A 16,475-nucleotide genomic window follows, 5' to 3' on the forward strand; every position below is an offset into this window, starting at 1 on the left:
TTCGGGGGACGCGAATCCCCCTCACCACTCGCCCTCCCGGTAGTCCTTGAGGAACACTCCCGACACCGGGTCTCCCGCCTCCCCCCGCACGATCGGATCGTAGACACGGGCCGCGCCGTCGACGATGTCGAGCGGGGTGCGGAAACCGGCGTCGGCCATGCGGTGTTTCTTCGGGGCGGGGTTCTCGTCGGTGATCCAGCCCGTGTCGACGGCGCACATGTGGACACCCTGGTCGGCGAGTTCGGCCGCGCTGGTGCGGGTGAGCATGTTGAGCGCGGCCTTCGCCATGTTGGTGTGCGGATGCCCGGCCGTCTTGTTGCGCACGGCGAAACGGCCCTCGACGGCGGTCACGTTGACCACGTAACGGCGAGGGCTGGGCGCGGCGAGCAGCAGCGGCAGCAACCGGTCGCACAGGAGCGCCGGGGCGAGGGAGTTGACCAACTGGGTCTCCAGGACCTCCGCCGGGTCGAGCTCGCCGAGCCGCGCGGACCAGGAGTTCTCCGGTGAGGGGTCGGGCAGCAGCCCGGCCTCGTCGGCCTCGCGCAACGCGACGGGCAGGGCGGCGGCCCCGCCCTCCAGCATCCGCATCGGCGTGAACCCGGGTGCCTGCCGCGCCCCTTGGGGCAGCGCGTCGTACTCCCCGGCGGCCAGCAGCGCGTACGACTCCGGTGGCCGCCGTACCGTCTGGGCCGCGTTGTTCACCAGGATGTCGAGCGGCTCACCTTCCTGCCGCAACTGCTCGCACAGGCCCAGTACCTGGCGCGGGTCCCGCAGGTCGACGGCGACGACGGTCAGCCGGTCGAGCCACTTCTCGCTGCCGGGTTCGGCTCGGAAGCGGCGCACGGTGTCGTGCGGGAAGCGGCTGGTGACGAGCAGGTCGGCGCCGTCGCGCAGCATCATCAGCGCCAGCTGGAAGCCGATCTTCACCCGGCCGCCGGTGAGCAGCGCGCGGCGGCCGCTCAGGTCGGTGCTCAGGCCGCGCCGCGCGGTGTTGTCGGCGGCGCACCGCGGGCACAGCCGGTGGTAGAAGGAGTCGACCTGTCGATAGGACGTCTTGCAGACGTAGCAGGTGCGCGGCTTGCGGAAGACTCCCCCGCCGCCCGTCGCGGCGGCCGGCAGCGGCGCGTCCTCGCGGCGCTCCAGGGCTCCGGTGGCGGTCGCGGCCATCACGGCGGCGTCCGCGGCGGACTTCTCGGCGCCGAGGGTCTTACGGCGACGCTGTCGGCCGTCGCGTGCGAAGGACGCGGCGACCTGCTCGGCCCGTAGCCGCACGGGGTCGTCGACGGGCAGCGCCCGCAGCCTGCCGACCGTGCGGTGGAAGGCCGCCAGCTCTTCCTCGGTGATCCCGCCGCCGTCGCCCATGCGTGCCCCGCCCCGCGTGTCCCGTGCCGTGTTCCCCTGCCCCGACCGACCCGCGCGGCCTTCGGATCCGTGGAACACCGAGCGCCGCGGAATCAGTCACACGCGGTCCGGACGACCGGATTCGAACCGGCGTTTCCGCCCTGACAAGGCGGTGCGCCTGCCTCTGCGCTACGTCCGGACCGCGTTCCCGGATCCTATGCGACCGCTCTGGGCGGCGCCCACCGATTTATGCCCGAACCGGCTTACGGGGCCGGGCGGTTCACGAACGGTCAACGGTGTCGGTTCAGCGGTGTTCGGCTCAGAGGGTTTCGGCTCAGCGGTGTTCGGTTCGGGGCCTCGGCTCAGCGGTGTTCGGTTCAGGGCCTCGGCTCAGGGAATCCGGTGCAGGTCGACTCAGCCGGTTTCGATGCCCGTCGGGTCAGCCGTTGTCGCCGCGCCGGAGTCGCAGCCTCTCCTTCTCGGACAGCCCGCCCCAGACGCCGAACCGCTCGTCGTTGGACAGGGCGTACTCAAGACATGCGGTTCGCATCTCGCACATGCCGCAGATGCGCTTCGCCTCACGCACCGAACTGCCGGGCTCGGGAAAGAAGAAGTCGGCCCCCGTCTGCGCACACAGCGCCCGCTCCTGCCAGGTGCTGTCGAGCGGGGTGATCGTGTCGTTGTGCATGCACAGCATCGTGCCGCGCGCCGAAAAACGTTCGATCAACGCCACATCAACACGACGGTCCGGGCCCGCAATGTTCCTCGGGCCGGTGAGGCAACGCACGGCGGCGCGCGGAGCGACGCCCACGGAGGCGAAGCGCCTCCGTGGGAGCAACGCGGGCGATCGTCCGAGGGCGGTGCCAGACTCGGCAGTACAGGCAACGGGCCCCTCCGACCCCTTCAGAGGAGCGCGGCAATGCCCACCACCCGTTATGGCACCGGCGCACCGAACTGGATCGACCTCGGTACCCCGGACATCGAAGGCGCCGCCGCCTTCTACCACCACCTCTTCGGCCGGCGGTTCCGGTCGGCCGGGCCCGACATGGGCGGCTACGGCTTCTTCCAGCTCGACAGCCGCACCGCCGCGGCCGGTACGCAGAACCCACCGGAACAGAGCCCGCCGTCCTGGAGCGGCCGTGTCGGCCTGTCGGTCTCGGCCGTCGGTCTCCGCCGTCGGTGTCGGGCACGCTGCCCGGCGCGCATGCCCGAACACCGTTCGGTCTGTCGCCACCTCATGAACCCACTCAACTCTTGAGAGCGCTCTCAGTCATAAGTCTTGACGCCTCAACTCCTCCTGGGAACAGTGGAGGCACCACAGCAGGGGCCCCATCCGCTGTGCCTCCACTCCCCCACGTCCCAGGAGGCCATCGTGATTTCCCGACGTATGTTCCTGTCCGCAAGCGCCGCCGCCGGCGCGACCGCCCTCGGCGGCGCCCTCGGCACGCCCGCCCAGGCCGCGCCCGCGACCTGCCAACTCGCTCTGCGGAACGCCTCGTTGCCAGGCACGGTCCGGGCGTACATCACCGGGCACGAGCAGTCGACGGGCGCCTGGATGCTGCTGCGGGCCGACGGAGGTGTCTACCGGCCGGCCTCGCCCTCGGCGCCGCAGACACCGCTGCCCGTCGACTGCGCCATCCCGCTCGGCGCGGCGGGCTCGGCGCCCACCGTGCTGACGTTGCCTCAGATGTTCGGCGCCCGTGTCTACTTCGTACGGGACAGCACCCTGGACTTCTTCCTCAACCCGGGCCCGGCGCTGGTCGAGCCCGCCTTCGCGACCCCCGCCGATCCCAACTACGGCAAGACGTGGTCGTTCTGCGAGTTCACGTTCAACCCCACCCAGCTGTTCGCCAACATCAGTTACGTCGACCTGGTGACGGCTCTGCCGATCGGGCTGACGCTGGAGGGTGACTCCACGCACACGGTCGCCCCGTTGCCCGACGGGGCGGTGGGCCGGATCGCAGCGGATCTGGTGGCGCAGTCGGCGCGGGACGGCCAGCCGTGGGACCAGCTCGTCATCCGGGGCGGCGACGGCAAGGTGCTGCGGGTCGTCTCACCGCAGAACCTGATGGCACCGTATTTCGGGCAGCCCGACCGGATGCCGTTCCGCACCTACTGGGACTCCTACGTCGACCAGGTGTGGGAGAAGTACCGGGGGACGGATCTGCGGATCGACCTGCAGGGCGGGCGGGGCGTCCTCACCGGCCGCGTCTCCGGCGACACGCTCACCTTCGCCGGCGGCCACTCCTTCGCCAGGCCGACCTCGAAGGACATCTTCACCTGCAACCACGGCCCGTTCGCCAACAACCCCGGCGACCCCGACGACAAGAAGGCCCTCCTCGCCCGTCTCGCCGCCGGCTTCAACCGTTCGATCATGCTCACCCACCCCACACAGCCGAACGGGGCGACGGCGGCCGACTACTACCGGGGGACCGTGACGAACCACTGGTCACGCGTGGTCCACGCCAACTCGCCCATCGGGTACGCGTTTCCGTACGACGACGTACGCCCCGACGGTCAACCGGACGTGTCGGGCGCGGCCCACGACGGCAACCCGCGCCGGTTCACGGTGACCGTGGGCGCCTGAGCGCTCCGCCGAGGAAGCCGTGATGGGCGTCCGCGGCGACGTCGTGGCTGGTCCCGCAGTTCCCCGCGCCCCTTACAGGGCGCTGGTTACGCGGAGGCGCGTCGTACCAGTGTGGTCGGCAGGACGACACTGGACGGCGCTCCTTCGAGACCGCGGAGCAGCAGCCGGGCCATCAACCGCCCCATGTCCTCTATGTCCTGACGGACTGTCGTCAACGGTGGATCGGACTGTTCGGCCACCGGCAGCATGTCGTCGAAGCCCACCACGGCGACGTCCTCGGGAACCCGCCTCCCCCGCTCCCGCAGCACGCGCAGCGCGCCCGACGCGGACACGTCGTTGGCAGCGAACACCGCGTCCAACTCCGGGCAGCGGTCGAGGAGTTCCCGCATCGCGCGCACCCCACCCGCCGGGGTGAAGTCACCTTCCACGATCAGCCGGGGGTCGGCGTCCACCATGACGTCCCGGTACCCGTCGAGCCGGTCCACGGCCGAGGTCTGGTCGAGGGGGCCGGTGATGTGGGCGATCCGGGTGCGGCCGAGGGCGACGAGATGGCGTACGGCGTCCCGCGCGCCGCCCCGGTTGTCGCTGTCGACGTACACGGTGGGTGTGTCGCCGCGCGTGCCGTCCGCCCAGCCGGGCCTGCCGCCGAACACGGTCGGGACGCCGGCGCCCCTGATCAGCCCCGGCAGCGGGTCGTCCAGGTGCAGCGAGAAGACGAGCGCCCCGTCGACGTGCCCGCCGGCGAGATACCGTCCCACGCGCGCGTAGTCCTCCGGGCCTTCGGTGAGCAGCAGGACGAGCTGTGAGTCGTGCGCCGTCAACTCTTTACTGATTCCACGGAGTTGGAGCGCGAAGAAGGGATCCGCGAAGACCCTGGTCTCCGGCTCGGCGATCACCACGGCCACGGCGTCGTGCCGTCGGGTGACGAGGCTGCGGGCCGCCTGGTTCGGCACGTACCCGAGTTCCTCGACCGCCCTGCGCACCCGCTCGACCAGCGGCTCCCGAACGCCCTCGCCCCCGTTGACGACCCGCGACACCGTCGCCCTGGACACCCCGGCCCGCGCGGCCACGGCCTCCAACGTGGGACGCGACGCTGTCTCGGTCACTTGGGGACTCTCCTCCGGGGCGGTTGCGCTCAGGATAGCCCTGCGGAACATGCCTTTGAGAGCGCTCCCGGATCACCGACCGGCGTCCGGCGTCCGGCGTCCGGCGTCCGGGGACCCATGCACTGAGATCCGTTCCCCGCGACCTGCGACCTGCGACCTGCGACCTGCCCAGCCTGTCGGTGTTGACCTTCAAGTAGGTCGAAGCCCGAGGATGGCCGGGTGCCGCATTCCGAACCGATTCCGAATTCCGGGCTGATGCCGATCGGCGTCTTCGCCCGCCGCAGTGGTCTGACCTCCAGCGCGCTGCGGTTCTACGCCGATTCCGGGCTGCTGCGACCGGCCGAGGTGGACCCCGCCTCGGGCTACCGCTACTACGCCGCCGAGCAGATGGACCGGGCCACCGCTCTGCGCCGGCTGCGCGAGATCGCCATGCCGCTCACCGCTGTCGAGGCGGTCCTCGATGCCGGGCCCGAGGAGGCCGCCCGGCGTATCGACGAACACGTCGCACGGGTTCTCGGGGACGCGGTCGCGGCTCAGCGGACGGCCGTTCTCCTCAAGTCGTCCCTCGGTGGTGTGCCGAGTCTGCCGGTCGTCACGCTGAAGGGGCCCGTGCTGGCCGACGCTGTCGAACAGATCCTGACCGCGACCGCGCGCGACCCCGACCTACCGGTCCTCGGTGGTCTGCGCGTCGAGGCGGACCAGGAGGCGGTCACCCTGACCGCGACCGACCGCTACCGGCTCTCGACACGGACGCTGGTGCCGTCCGAGCCTGCGACGACGGCGTGGGCGGGCACGGTCAGCGGCGACGAGCTGCGGGTGGCGGTCGCCGAGGTCCGTCGCAGCGCGCTGGTGCGCGTCGAGGCGACGGCGCACGGGATCCGGCTGCGCGGGGCGGACCGGGAGGACCAGTACTGCCGGTTGCTTCCGGAGGAGTTCCCCGACTTCCGGCTGATGCTTGGCACGTTGCCCGAGGTCACCACTCGCGTGACGCTCTCGAAGCAGCTGCTCCTGCGAACCCTGGAGGAGCGGTGCGCCGAGCGGGTCGCCCTGCGCGTGGCCGATCACGGGACGGACGTCCTGGTGGGCGGTGACGAGCGGCCCGGATGGCGGCTTCCAGCCGGCGTGACGGGACGGGCCCTCGACATCCGGTTCGAGCTGACGACGCTCTACCCAGCCGTGAGCACCGCCGTCGGGCCCGACGTGATGCTCGACCTGCGCGGCCCCGACCAGCCCGTCACGATCCGCTCGGCCGACCGCGGCGACCTCACCACCCTGGCCATGCCCGTCAAGGCCGCCCCTTCCACCTGAGCGATCCGTTCCGTCCGATCAACGACGACAAGGACCACACCCATGCCCCCCACTCCCACTCCCACTCCCACCAGCACCAGCACCAGCACCAGCACCAGCACCAGCACCGACCCCACCATGGAAGCCATCGGCCAGGCCGTCACCGAAGGCCGCGCCGGGGACGTCGCCTCCGCCCGCCGGAAACTCCTGGCTCTCTGGTCCACGATCGGTGTCACCGGCGACCCGCTGCACCGGTGCACGCTCGCGCACTATCTGGCGGACCTCTGCGCCGACCCCGCCCAGGCCCTGGCCTGGGACGTGCGGGCCCTGGACGCCGCCGACTCCGTGACCCAGCAACGCGTCCAGGAGCACGACACCCGTCTGCGCATCGCCGGCTTCTACCCGTCCCTGCACCTCAACCTCGCGGACGGCTACCGACGGCTCGCTTCCTTCGAAGCCGCCGCCCGGCACATCGCAGCTGCTGAGGAGCACGCCCCGCACCTCCCCCCGGACGCCTACGGCGACCTTCTCCGTACGGCCATCGAGCAGGTGGCCGAGGCCATCGGCCGACGGGACACGGCCGAGCGGACACAGCCCGATCCGAGTGCCCGTCACTGAACTCCTCCATGCTCATGGGGCTCTTCGGACTCCTCCGGCTCATGCGGCTCATGCGGCTCGTACCCCGGGATCGTCCCGTCCGTCCTGCGCACCAGGAACAGGCCCGCCATGCCCATGTCGGAGTGACTCTGGACATGACAGTGGTACATCCAGGCGCCCGCCCCGACGCCTTCGCCCGCGATGACCTGGAAGCCGAAGGAGTCGGCGGGGCCGACGATCTTGTTGTCGATGACCTGGCTGGGGTCGTCGGGGCCGGTGAGCATGCCGGTGCGGTTGTCGGCCCAGCGGTGACCGTGCATATGGAAGGTGTGGTAGTACTCGCCGTGCGTGATGACGACGAATTCGACGCGGTCACCGACGGTGGCGTCGAAGTCGGGGCCGGAGTGGGCGGGCCTGTTGTTGATGCGCAGGTCGTTGAAGACGATGGTGATGGTCTTGTCGGGGAGGACGTCGCCCTTGCGGCGGACGACGACCGGGCCGTAGAGACCCTTGCGAAGGCCGCCCGTGCCGTGTTCGGTGCCGACGACATGGTCGTGGTAGTGCCAGTAACCGGCGCTGCCCGCACGCCAGGTGCCGTCCTCGCGGGCGCCGGGGGCGTGGGTGCGCCAGGTGTAGGTGCGGGTGCCGCCGGGCTCGACGTCGCTCTTGTTCAGCTTGGTGCCGTCGCTGGAGATCTCGTAGTCGAGGCCGTGGACGTGGAGGCTCGCCGCCACGTCCAACGTGTTCTCGAACTCGATGTGCAGCGTGTCGCCCTCGTCGAGCTCGATCAGCGGGCCCGGTATCGAGGCCTTGCCCTTCTCGAAGCCGTAGCCCATCTGCCCGTCGGGCAGCTTCTCGGCGTACATCTTGATGTGCTTGACCTCGCCGCCCGCCGGGGCCGTCCTCGCCTTGGTGGCGGCGCTCACGGCTTCAGGAGCGCTGACGGTCTCGATGGCCACGGACAACGATGTCGCGGCCGCCGCGCCGCCCAGCAGCACCCGCCGGTTGAACCCTCGTCTGTCCATCCCGTCCATGCGGAACTCCCAACCCCGATAAGGACCTTGCGGAGAGGCATCTGCGATCAGCCGGTGAGACGGTAGCGACAGCACGGCTGTTTCTCCACGCCCAGGACAAAGTTCGCACCATTCCGGTCATAGGTCTTGGCGAGCCGCGCAAATGGGGGCTAGCTTCCTTGGCGCTGTTGCTGTGACCGAGGAGGTGCCCATGTACTTACGAGGGTTGAGCGACGCGAAGAGACGGGCCTGGGCGGCCACGCTGACCGCCTCGGTCGTCACCGCGGGGCTTCTGTCGGGGCCCGCGGCCCATGCGGGTCCGGCGCCGGAGCCGCCGCTGACAACGATGTCGATCAAGTCGCCGCCGGGCGGCTCCGGCCCCCAGGTGCTGATCTTCCACGGCTCCGCGGCGGCCGGGGACGAGTCGCCCGTCGTGAACGCCGGGATCGAGGCGATCGAGAGGATAGGGCTGTCCGGGCCGACGTCCGAACGGTTCGGGGTCGTCGCCACCGACGACGCCTCCGTCTTCACCGACGAGACCCGGCTGAGCGGCTTCAACGCCGTCGTCTTCCTCACCGGCGGCGGTGACGTCCTGGATCCCGAGCAGGAGGCGGGGCTGGAGACCTATATGGAGTCGGGCGGCGGTTTCGTCGGCGTCCACGACGCGGCCCGCGCCGAGCCGTATTCGGACTGGTTCACAGGGCTGATCGGCGCCCGCCCGGCGGCCTCCAGCCCGACGGCCGTACAGCGCGCGACCGTCGAGGTCGGGGACCGCCGGCATCCGGCCACCAAGAGCCTGCCCGTGCAGTGGAAACGGCCCGACAAGTGGCTCAACTGGACGAAGAACCCGTCCGGCACCGTGCACACCGTGGCCCGGCTGCGCGAGTCGACGTACCAGCCGGGTGCGAGCGCCAACGGCTGGGATCATCCGGTGAGTTGGTGTCGTGACTACGACGGCGGGCGTTCCTTCTACACGGGCATGGGCGGGACGGTCTCGGCATACGACGAGACGGACTTCCGTACACATCTGCGCGGCGCCCTGTTGTGGACGTCCCGTCTGGCGCGGGCCGACTGCAAGGCGACGATCGACGCCAACTACAAGGCGGAACGGCTGACCCAGCCCAACCAGCCGGGGCAGAACGACCAGATCGGTGAGCCGCACGGCCTGGTCACCGCGCCCGACGGGCGGATCCTCTACATCGGCAGGGGCGGCGCCGACTCGGCCCAGCCCGTGGTCACCGACTGGAACAGCCCGGACATCGGCAAGGGCAAGGGCGAGATACACGTCTACGACCCCAGGACGAAGAAGGTCACCCTCGCGGGCGCCCTCACCGTCTTCGGCAACAAGGGCGGCGGCGACGAGCTCATCAAGGTCGAAGAGGGCCTGTTGGGCATCGAGTTGGACCCCGGCTTCGAGCAGAACGGCTGGGTGTACCTCCACTACACGCCGCACTCGCGGATCAACCGCGACACCCGCATGGCCGAGCGCCGGGTCTCCCGCTTCACTCTCGACCTCGCGACGAACAAGCTGGACCTGGGCAGCGAGAAGGTACTGCTCAAGTGGCCGGTGCAGATCCACAGTTGCTGCCACGCGGGCGGCGGGATGACCTGGGACTCCAAGGGCAACCTGTACATCGCGACCGGCGACAACAACTCCAGCGGCTTCAGCGGCGGTTACTCGGGCAACAACCCCGAGCCGAACTACAAGGGCGTCTCATTCGCCGACGCGCGCCGCACCGCCGGCAACACCAACAACCTCAACGGCAAGATCCTCCGCGTCCATCCGGAGCCCGACGGCACCTACACCCTGCCCGCGGGCAACCTCTTCACCGGCAAGGAGACCGCCGAGGGGGGTGGCAGAACACGCGGTGAGATCTATGTGATGGGCGTCAGAAACCCCGCCCGGATCTTCGTCGACAGACAGACGGACGTCCTCTACGCCGGCTGGGTCGGCCCGGACGCGAGCGCGCCCTCGACGACGTGGGGCCCCGCGAAGTACGACACGTTCGCCGCCATCACCGAGGCGGGCAACCGGGGGTGGCCGTACTGCATGGGCAACAAGCAGCCCTACCGGGACCGCAATCTGCCGGACCCGTCGAAGGCGCTCGGCTGGTACGACTGCGACCACCCGAAGAACGAGTCCCCGAACAACGACGGGCTCGTCAACCTGCCGCCGGTGACCGGCAACAACATCTGGTACTCGCCGCAGGGCGGCGCCCCCGACTTCCCGCGCGACGCGAACGGCATCCCCTCGTACAAGAACGAGGAGGCCACGTACCTGCTGCCGTGGCTCAAGGGCGGCGGTCAGGCCACGATGAACGGGCCGGTCTACCGGTACACCGCCTCGGACGGCAACTCCGGTCGCTGGCCCGCCTACTGGGACGGCAAGTGGTTCGTCGGCGACTTCTACGACGCCGACCAGCCGCGCCACGCGGTGCTCACGGATCCGAAGAACCAGGGCAGCGGCGGACTCCCGATCCACGCGGAGTCGCTGAAGAAGATCGTGCCCGTCGGGACCAACGGCATCAGGAACCTCATGGACTGGAAGTTCGGGCCGGACGGCGCGCTGTACGTCCTGGACTACGGGCGCGGCTTCTTCACCTCGGACGCCAAGTCGGCGTTGTGGCGCGTCACCTACACGGGCGGCGGTCTGACGCCGGCGGCCGACGAGCTGGCGAGGAAGGCGGAGTGATGCGGGAAAGACACTCGTGGGCGGTCTTGTTGGCGGCCCTGCTGATGGTGCTCGGGCTCACGTCGACACCCGCGGCCGGCCGCACGGCGGAGGACCGGGAGCCGGCCGCCGCCGCCCAGACGCTCAGCTGGACCGCGGGCGACGACATCACCAAGTACCTGACCGCCCCGCGGACCGCGGTGGCGGGCCCGACCACCATCGTCTTCGAGAACAGCACGGCGACCGGCAACACCATGGGGATGCCGCACACGTTGACGTTCGACGTCTCCGACCCCGAGTACAACAACGACGTCCCGCTCAACATCCTGGCCAACCCCGGCGACGACCAGGGCGGCCGCCACACCGCCGAGGTCACGCTCACCCCGGGCCGGTACCGGTTCTACTGCACGATCCCCGGCCACGGTCAGATGCAGGGCATCCTCGTGGTGACCGAGGGCACCGGCGAGGACACCACCGCACCGGAGACGGCGGCCCGGGTCAGCGGCACACAGAACGCCCAGGGCGCGTACGTCGGTTCGGCGTCCGTGGCGGTGAGCGCGACCGACACGGGCGGCTCGGGGGTCGAGCGCGTCGAGTACGCGACCGGCGACAGCGGCGTCTGGCTGCCGTACACCACCCCCGTCGTGATCGACCAGGTCGGCGCCCACAGAATCCGCTACCGGGCGATCGACAGGGCGGGCAACACGGCGGCCGAGAAGAGCGTCGCGTTCACCGTCGTGGCGCCGCCGACGGACGACACGACCGCGCCGGAGACCTCGGCGACCGTGGCCGGTGAGCAGAACCCGCAGGGCCACTACGTGTCCATGGCGACCGTCACCGTCTCCGCGTCGGACACCGGGTCGGGGGTCAACACCATCGAGTACGCGCTCGGTGACTCGGGGGCCTGGCAGCCGTACACCGCGCCCGTGATGGTGCACGAGGTCGGCACGCACCAGGTGCGGTACCGGGCCACGGACAAGGCGGGGAACGTCTCCGCCGAGAAGAACGTCGGCTTCACCGTCGTCGCCCCGCCGGCCGACGACACGACTCCCCCGGTGACGGGTGTGACCGTCGAGGGCGACCGGAACTCCGCCGGCGCGTACCTCAGGAGCGCGAAGGTCACCGTCGGCGCCACGGACCACGGCGGCTCGGGGGTCGCCGCGATCGAGTACTCGCTGGACGGCGGCCCCTATCTGGCGTACACCGCACCGGTGCCGGTCGACCGCGCGGGCACGCACACGGTGACGTACCGGGCGAGCGACAAGGCGGGGAACACGGCCGCGGCCCGTTCCGTCAGTTTCACGGTCGTCTCGGGCGGCGGGGTTCCCGCGCCCAACTGCGCCGAGTACGACGAGCGGTTGACGGTCTTCGTCGGGACGGTCGACTCGGGTGTACCGAACCGGGTCACCAACAACCGTTGCCGTATCAATGAGTTGATCGAGGACGAGAAGGAGTGGACGTCTCACGCGCTGTTCCTGAAGCACGTGGACACCGTCCTCGACAAGCTGTTCAGGGAAGGGGTCGTCGACCCGCGCGAGTACGACGCCGTGAAGGAAGCGGCGGCGGAGTCGGGCATCGGCAGGCCCGGGCAGACGGAGGGCTACCGGACGATCCTCGACGGCACCGCCGAGTCGTTCGCCAAGTGGCAGCAGGTGGGCGGCGGTTCGTTCGGGCTGAACCCCGACGGCTCGATCACCTCGGGCACGACGAAGGCCGGGCTCGGCATGCTGTGGTTCCCCGAGCGGAAGTACGACGACTTCTCGCTGCGCCTGCAGTGGCGTGACGACGCGCCCGGCACGTCGAACGCCAACTCCGGTGTGTTCGTGCGCTTCCCCGGGGTCCACGACCACCCGGAGGAGCCACGGCCGGAGTGGGTGGCCATCAAGTACGGCCATGAGGTGCAGGTCCTGGACCGGCCCGACGGCGACATGTACAAGACGGGCTCGGTCTACGGCTTCGACCGGGTGGGGCTCGCCGGCGCGGGCGTCACCCAGAAGGGCACCTGGAACGACTACGAGATCCGCGTGGTCGACCAGCACTACTCCGTCTACCGCAACGGCGTTTTGATCAACGAGTTCGACAACACCGGCGGCCAGGACTTCACCCCGCCCCGCTCGGACGACCCGGGCACGGACGGACGCCGGTTCGCCTCCGGCCACCTCGGCCTCCAGGTGCACGGCACGACGGATGTCGTCTCCTACCGGGACATCCGGATCAAGGAACTGTAGGGAACCGCGGTGACCCGCGCCCCGCGAGGGACGCGGGTCACCGTCACGTCTTCTTCGCCCGGCTCGGCTGCACCCTCTTCGGCTCCCCCGGCATCTTCGGGTACTCCGGCGGATACGGCAGATCCCCGAGCCCGTGATCGTGCTCGTCCCGCGCGGCCAGCTCCAGCAGCGCCTCCAGGGAGAACGCGTGGTCGTCCATGTCGGCGTGCACGTCACCGACCTCGGCGAAGCGCCGCGGCATGGTCGCCAGGTCGAAGTCGCGCGGGACGGCGACGCCCACCTCGTCCCAGGTGAGGGGAGCGGAGACGGGTGCGTGCGGGTGGGGCCGTACGGAGTAGGCGGAGGCGATGGTGCGGTCGCGGGCGGTCTGGTTGTAGTCGACGAAGATCTTTTCCCCGCGTTCCTCCTTCCACCAGGCCGTGGTCACCTGTTCCGGCATCCGGCGTTCCAGTTCGCGGGCGACGGCGATGGCGGACCGGCGGACCTGGGTGAAGGTCCAGTCGGGCCGGATCGGCACGAACACGTGCAGGCCACGGCCGCCGGAGGTCTTCGGCCAGCCGCGCAGCCCGCCGTACTCGTGCAGGACCTCGCGCAGCTCGTGGGCGGCGCGCACCGCGTCGGCGTAGTCGGTGCCGGGCTGGGGGTCGAGGTCGATGCGGAGTTCGTCGGGGCGGTCGACGTCGTCGCGGCGGACCGGCCATGGGTGGAAGGTGAGCGTGCCGAACTGGGCGGCCCACACGACGGCGGCGACCTCGGTGGGGCACATCTCGTCGGCGCTGCGGCCACTGGGGAAGGTGATGTGGGCGGTGGGGATCCAGTCGGGCATGTTCTTGGGGGCCCGCTTCTGGAAGAAGTTCTCGCCCGTCACCCCCTCCGGATAGCGCTCCAGGGTGGTGGGCCGGTCGCGCAGGGCCCGCAGGATGCCGGGGCCCACGGCGATGTAGTACTGGGCGAGGTCCAGCTTGGTGAAGCCGCGCTCCGGGAAGAAGAGCCTTCCCGGGCTGGACAGCCGTACCGTGCGCCCCGCCGCCTCCAGCTCCACCGCTTCACCCATGCGGGCCACGGTAGGCGGGACGACCGGATGCCGCATACCGGGCGAATCTCACCGCGCGGTCGCACAAGCGCGGTCGCAGAATCGGAGGCATGGATCTTCCGGTGATGCCGCCCGTGAAACCGATGCTCGCCAAGTCCGTGGCGAAGATCCCGCCGGACATGCACTACGAGGCGAAGTGGGACGGTTTCCGGGCGATCGTGTTCCGCGACGGGCCCGAGGTGGAGATCGGCAGCCGGACGGGGAAGACGCTGAACAGGTATTTCCCCGAACTGGTGGAGGCCCTGCGGGAGCGGTTGCCGGAGCGCTGTGTGATGGACGGCGAGGTCATGATCGTCCGGGACGGGCGGCTGGACTTCGACGCCCTGACCGAGCGTATCCACCCCGCCGACTCCCGCGTCCGGATGCTGGCGGAGACGACCCCGGCCTCCTTCGTCGCCTTCGACCTGCTCGCCCTGCACGAGGAGTCACTGCTCGACGTCCCCCTCACCGACCGGCGCGCGCTCCTGGAGCTGGCCCTGTCGGGGGTCATGGCCCCGGTCCATGTCGCCCCGGCGACCACGGATCGCGAGCTGGCCGAGCAGTGGTTCGAGCAGTACGAGGGGGCGGGTCTGGACGGGGTGATCGCCAAGCCGCTCCAGCTGCTCTACCGGCAGGACGAGCGGGCCATGTTCAAGATCAAACACGAGCGGACGGCGGACGTCGTGGTCGCCGGCTACCGCCTCCACAAGAGCGGGCCGGTGGTCGGTTCCCTGCTGCTGGCCCTGTACGACGGCGGCGGCACCCTCCAACACATCGGCGTGTGCGCGGCCTTCACCATGAAGCGACGCGCGGAACTGGTGGAGGAGCTTGAACCGCTGCGTTTGGCGGACGTCGGGGAGCACCCCTGGGCGGCCTGGTCCGACGAGGCCGCGCACGAGACGGCTCGGCTGCCGGGCGCGCCGAGCCGGTGGTCGACGAAGAAGGACTTCTCCTGGGTGCCGCTGCGGCCCGAGCGGGTCGCCGAGGTCGCGTACGACCACATGGAGAACGGGGTCCGCTTCCGCCACACGGCCCGCTTCCGCCGCTGGCGCCCGGACCGTACAGCGGACAGCTGCACCTACGCGCAGTTGGACGAGCCGGTGAACTACGACCTGGCGGAGATCCTCGGGCCCGACACCGGACGGTGACGGTGGGTCCCGGAACCCGACCGCGACGGTCGAGCGGCCGGTCGCTCGGTCCCGGCACCGTCCATCACCGGCGGGGCTCAGGACTGCATCACGGGGCTCAGGGCTGCATCACGATCTTGACCGCCCCGTCCTGCTTGTGCTGGAACATCTCGTACGCCTGCGGGGCATCGGTGAGCGGCACCCGGTGGGTGGCGAAGTCGTCGACGCCCAGGGGGTCGTCCTCCGTGAGGAGGGGCAGGATGTCGTCGCTCCAGGCGCGGACGTTTGCCTGGCCCATGCGGAGCCGGATCTGCTTGTCGAACATGGTGAGCAGCGGCAGGGGGTCGACCTTGCCGCCGTAGATGCCGGAGAGGGAGATCGTGCCGCCGCGTCGTACGAGGTCGATGGCCGTGTAGAGGGCGGCCAGCCGGTCCACGCTGAGGTGCTCGGCGAATCGCGAGCTGATCGCACGGGGCAGATGTCCGGCCGCGTTCTGGATGAGCCGGGCGGCAGCACTGCCGTGGGCCTCCGTGCCGACGGCGTCGATCACCGAGTCGGGTCCGCGTCCGGCGGTCCGGTCCTGGATCGCGCCGATCAGGTCCTTCTCGTTCTCGAAGTCCCTGAGGTCGAACGTCTCGACGCCCCGTGCGCGCGCCCGGCTGAGCCGCTCGGGCACCAGGTCGACCCCGAACACCTGCTCGGCGCCGCGTTGCAGGGCCACTCGGCAGGCCATGTCCCCGATGGGGCCGAGGCCGAGCACGGCGACGGTGCCACCGGGCGGGATGTGCGCGTACTCGACCGCCTGCCAGGCGGTGGGGAGTACGTCCGAGAGGTAGAGGAACCGGTCGTCGGGCGGCCCTTCGGGCACCTTGATCGGCCCGAACTGTGCCTGCGGGACGCGCAGGTACTCGGCCTGGGCCCCCGGCACCGAGCCGTACAGCCGGGTGTAGCCGAAGAGGGCCGCGCCCATGCCCTCGCCGGTGCACTGGGTGGTCTCGCACTGGGTGGGGAGCCCGGTGAGACACATCCAGCAGGCGCCGCAGGCGATCTGGAACGGCACCACGACCCGGTCCCCGGCCGACAGGTCCGGCACCCCGGCGCCGACCTTCTCGACGATGCCCATGGGTTCGTGGCCGAGGATGTCGCCCGGCGTCATGAACGGGGTGAGCACCTCGTACAGGTGCAGGTCGGAGCCGCACAGCCCGGTGGACGTGATCCGGATGACCGCGTCCGTCGGCTCCTGGATCACCGGATCGGGCACGGTCTCCACGCGTACGTCCCGCTTGCCGTGCCACGTCACTGCCTTCATCGCGCCCACGCTCCGTTCCCTCGCCTCGCCAGCAGGTTCGGCACGAGTACCCGGGGCCCCACCCCCGAACCACTCAGAAACGATCGAGTATGGCCATCTATGCACCTTTAAGCGCACACTCGAAGGCACGATGAATG

12 protein-coding genes, 1 tRNA gene and 1 pseudogene are annotated in these 16,475 nt (G+C 70.3%); 7 read left to right on the forward strand and 7 right to left on the reverse strand.

Annotation, left to right across the window (positions count from 1 at the left end; translation table 11 throughout):
• Window positions 1-21: 21 nt before the first annotated feature.
• The 3 genes from OG622_RS09680 to OG622_RS09690 all read right to left on the reverse strand — a co-directional run bounded on the left by OG622_RS09680 (window position 22) and on the right by OG622_RS09690 (window position 2,029).
• Window positions 22-1,362, reverse strand: coding sequence for an SDR family NAD(P)-dependent oxidoreductase (locus tag OG622_RS09680; protein WP_371574875.1), 1,341 nt, complete (start codon window positions 1,360-1,362; stop codon window positions 22-24).
• A gap of 106 nt (window positions 1,363-1,468) precedes the next feature.
• Window positions 1,469-1,540, reverse strand: a tRNA-Asp gene (locus OG622_RS09685).
• 240 nt (window positions 1,541-1,780) lie between these two features.
• Entirely contained in the window at window positions 1,781-2,029 is a 249-nt protein-coding gene (locus OG622_RS09690; protein ID WP_371574876.1) for a WhiB family transcriptional regulator, read from the reverse strand.
• Window positions 2,030-2,260: 231 nt separating this feature from the next.
• Between OG622_RS09690 and OG622_RS09695 the strand changes: the two are divergent.
• A pseudogene (locus OG622_RS09695) lies at window positions 2,261-2,476 on the forward strand (VOC family protein); the annotation flags it as partial.
• A gap of 237 nt (window positions 2,477-2,713) precedes the next feature.
• Complete coding sequence (locus OG622_RS09700) at window positions 2,714-3,928, forward strand: glycoside hydrolase family 64 protein (RefSeq protein ID WP_371574878.1); 1,215 nt, start codon at window positions 2,714-2,716, stop codon at window positions 3,926-3,928.
• 86 nt (window positions 3,929-4,014) lie between these two features.
• Here OG622_RS09700 and OG622_RS09705 read toward each other — a convergent pair whose 3' ends face one another.
• The gene (locus tag OG622_RS09705; protein WP_371574880.1) at window positions 4,015-5,034 is read right to left on the reverse strand and encodes a LacI family DNA-binding transcriptional regulator; all 1,020 of its coding nucleotides are present in this window, start codon (window positions 5,032-5,034) and stop codon (window positions 4,015-4,017) included.
• 237 nt (window positions 5,035-5,271) lie between these two features.
• Between OG622_RS09705 and OG622_RS09710 the strand changes: the two genes are divergently transcribed.
• Window positions 5,272-6,342, forward strand: coding sequence for a MerR family transcriptional regulator (locus tag OG622_RS09710; protein WP_371584047.1), 1,071 nt, complete (start codon window positions 5,272-5,274; stop codon window positions 6,340-6,342).
• 42 nt (window positions 6,343-6,384) lie between these two features.
• A complete protein-coding gene (locus OG622_RS09715) occupies window positions 6,385-6,939 on the forward strand; it encodes a hypothetical protein (RefSeq protein ID WP_371574882.1) in 555 nt (184 codons plus the stop codon).
• On the opposite strand, the gene OG622_RS09720 is transcribed toward OG622_RS09715, so the two are convergent.
• Window positions 6,933-7,943 carry a multicopper oxidase domain-containing protein gene (locus OG622_RS09720; protein ID WP_371584048.1) on the reverse strand — a complete coding sequence of 337 codons (1,011 nt, stop codon included), beginning with the start codon at window positions 7,941-7,943 and terminating at the stop codon, window positions 6,933-6,935. The genes OG622_RS09715 and OG622_RS09720 overlap by 7 nt on opposite strands.
• A gap of 199 nt (window positions 7,944-8,142) precedes the next feature.
• Between OG622_RS09720 and OG622_RS09725 the strand changes: the two genes are divergently transcribed.
• Together OG622_RS09725 and OG622_RS09730 are read left to right on the forward strand one after the other, a co-directional pair.
• On the forward strand, window positions 8,143-10,623 hold the full coding sequence (locus OG622_RS09725) for a ThuA domain-containing protein (protein WP_371574883.1): 2,481 nt from the start codon (window positions 8,143-8,145) through the stop codon (window positions 10,621-10,623).
• Window positions 10,623-12,830 (forward strand): OmpL47-type beta-barrel domain-containing protein, encoded by a 2,208-nt coding sequence (locus tag OG622_RS09730; protein WP_371574884.1) that lies wholly within the window; start codon window positions 10,623-10,625, stop codon window positions 12,828-12,830. Before OG622_RS09725 ends, OG622_RS09730 begins: the two co-directional genes overlap by 1 nt.
• A gap of 43 nt (window positions 12,831-12,873) precedes the next feature.
• Here the strand turns inward: OG622_RS09730 and ligD are convergent, their stop codons facing one another.
• On the reverse strand, window positions 12,874-13,884 hold the full coding sequence (ligD, locus tag OG622_RS09735) for a non-homologous end-joining DNA ligase (protein WP_371574885.1): 1,011 nt from the start codon (window positions 13,882-13,884) through the stop codon (window positions 12,874-12,876).
• Window positions 13,885-13,973: 89 nt separating this feature from the next.
• On the opposite strand from ligD, the gene OG622_RS09740 reads away from it, so the two are divergent.
• Window positions 13,974-15,050, forward strand: a complete 1,077-nt coding sequence (locus OG622_RS09740) for an ATP-dependent DNA ligase (protein WP_371574886.1) — start codon at window positions 13,974-13,976, stop codon at window positions 15,048-15,050.
• Window positions 15,051-15,147: 97 nt separating this feature from the next.
• Here the strand turns inward: OG622_RS09740 and OG622_RS09745 are convergent, their stop codons facing one another.
• Window positions 15,148-16,338 carry a zinc-dependent alcohol dehydrogenase gene (locus tag OG622_RS09745; protein ID WP_371574887.1) on the reverse strand — a complete coding sequence of 397 codons (1,191 nt, stop codon included), beginning with the start codon at window positions 16,336-16,338 and terminating at the stop codon, window positions 15,148-15,150.
• Between the last annotated feature and the right edge of the window lie 137 nt (window positions 16,339-16,475).

Origin of the sequence: Streptomyces sp. NBC_01314 (assembly GCF_041435215.1) — a bacterium.
Lineage (GTDB): Bacteria > Actinomycetota > Actinomycetes > Streptomycetales > Streptomycetaceae > Streptomyces.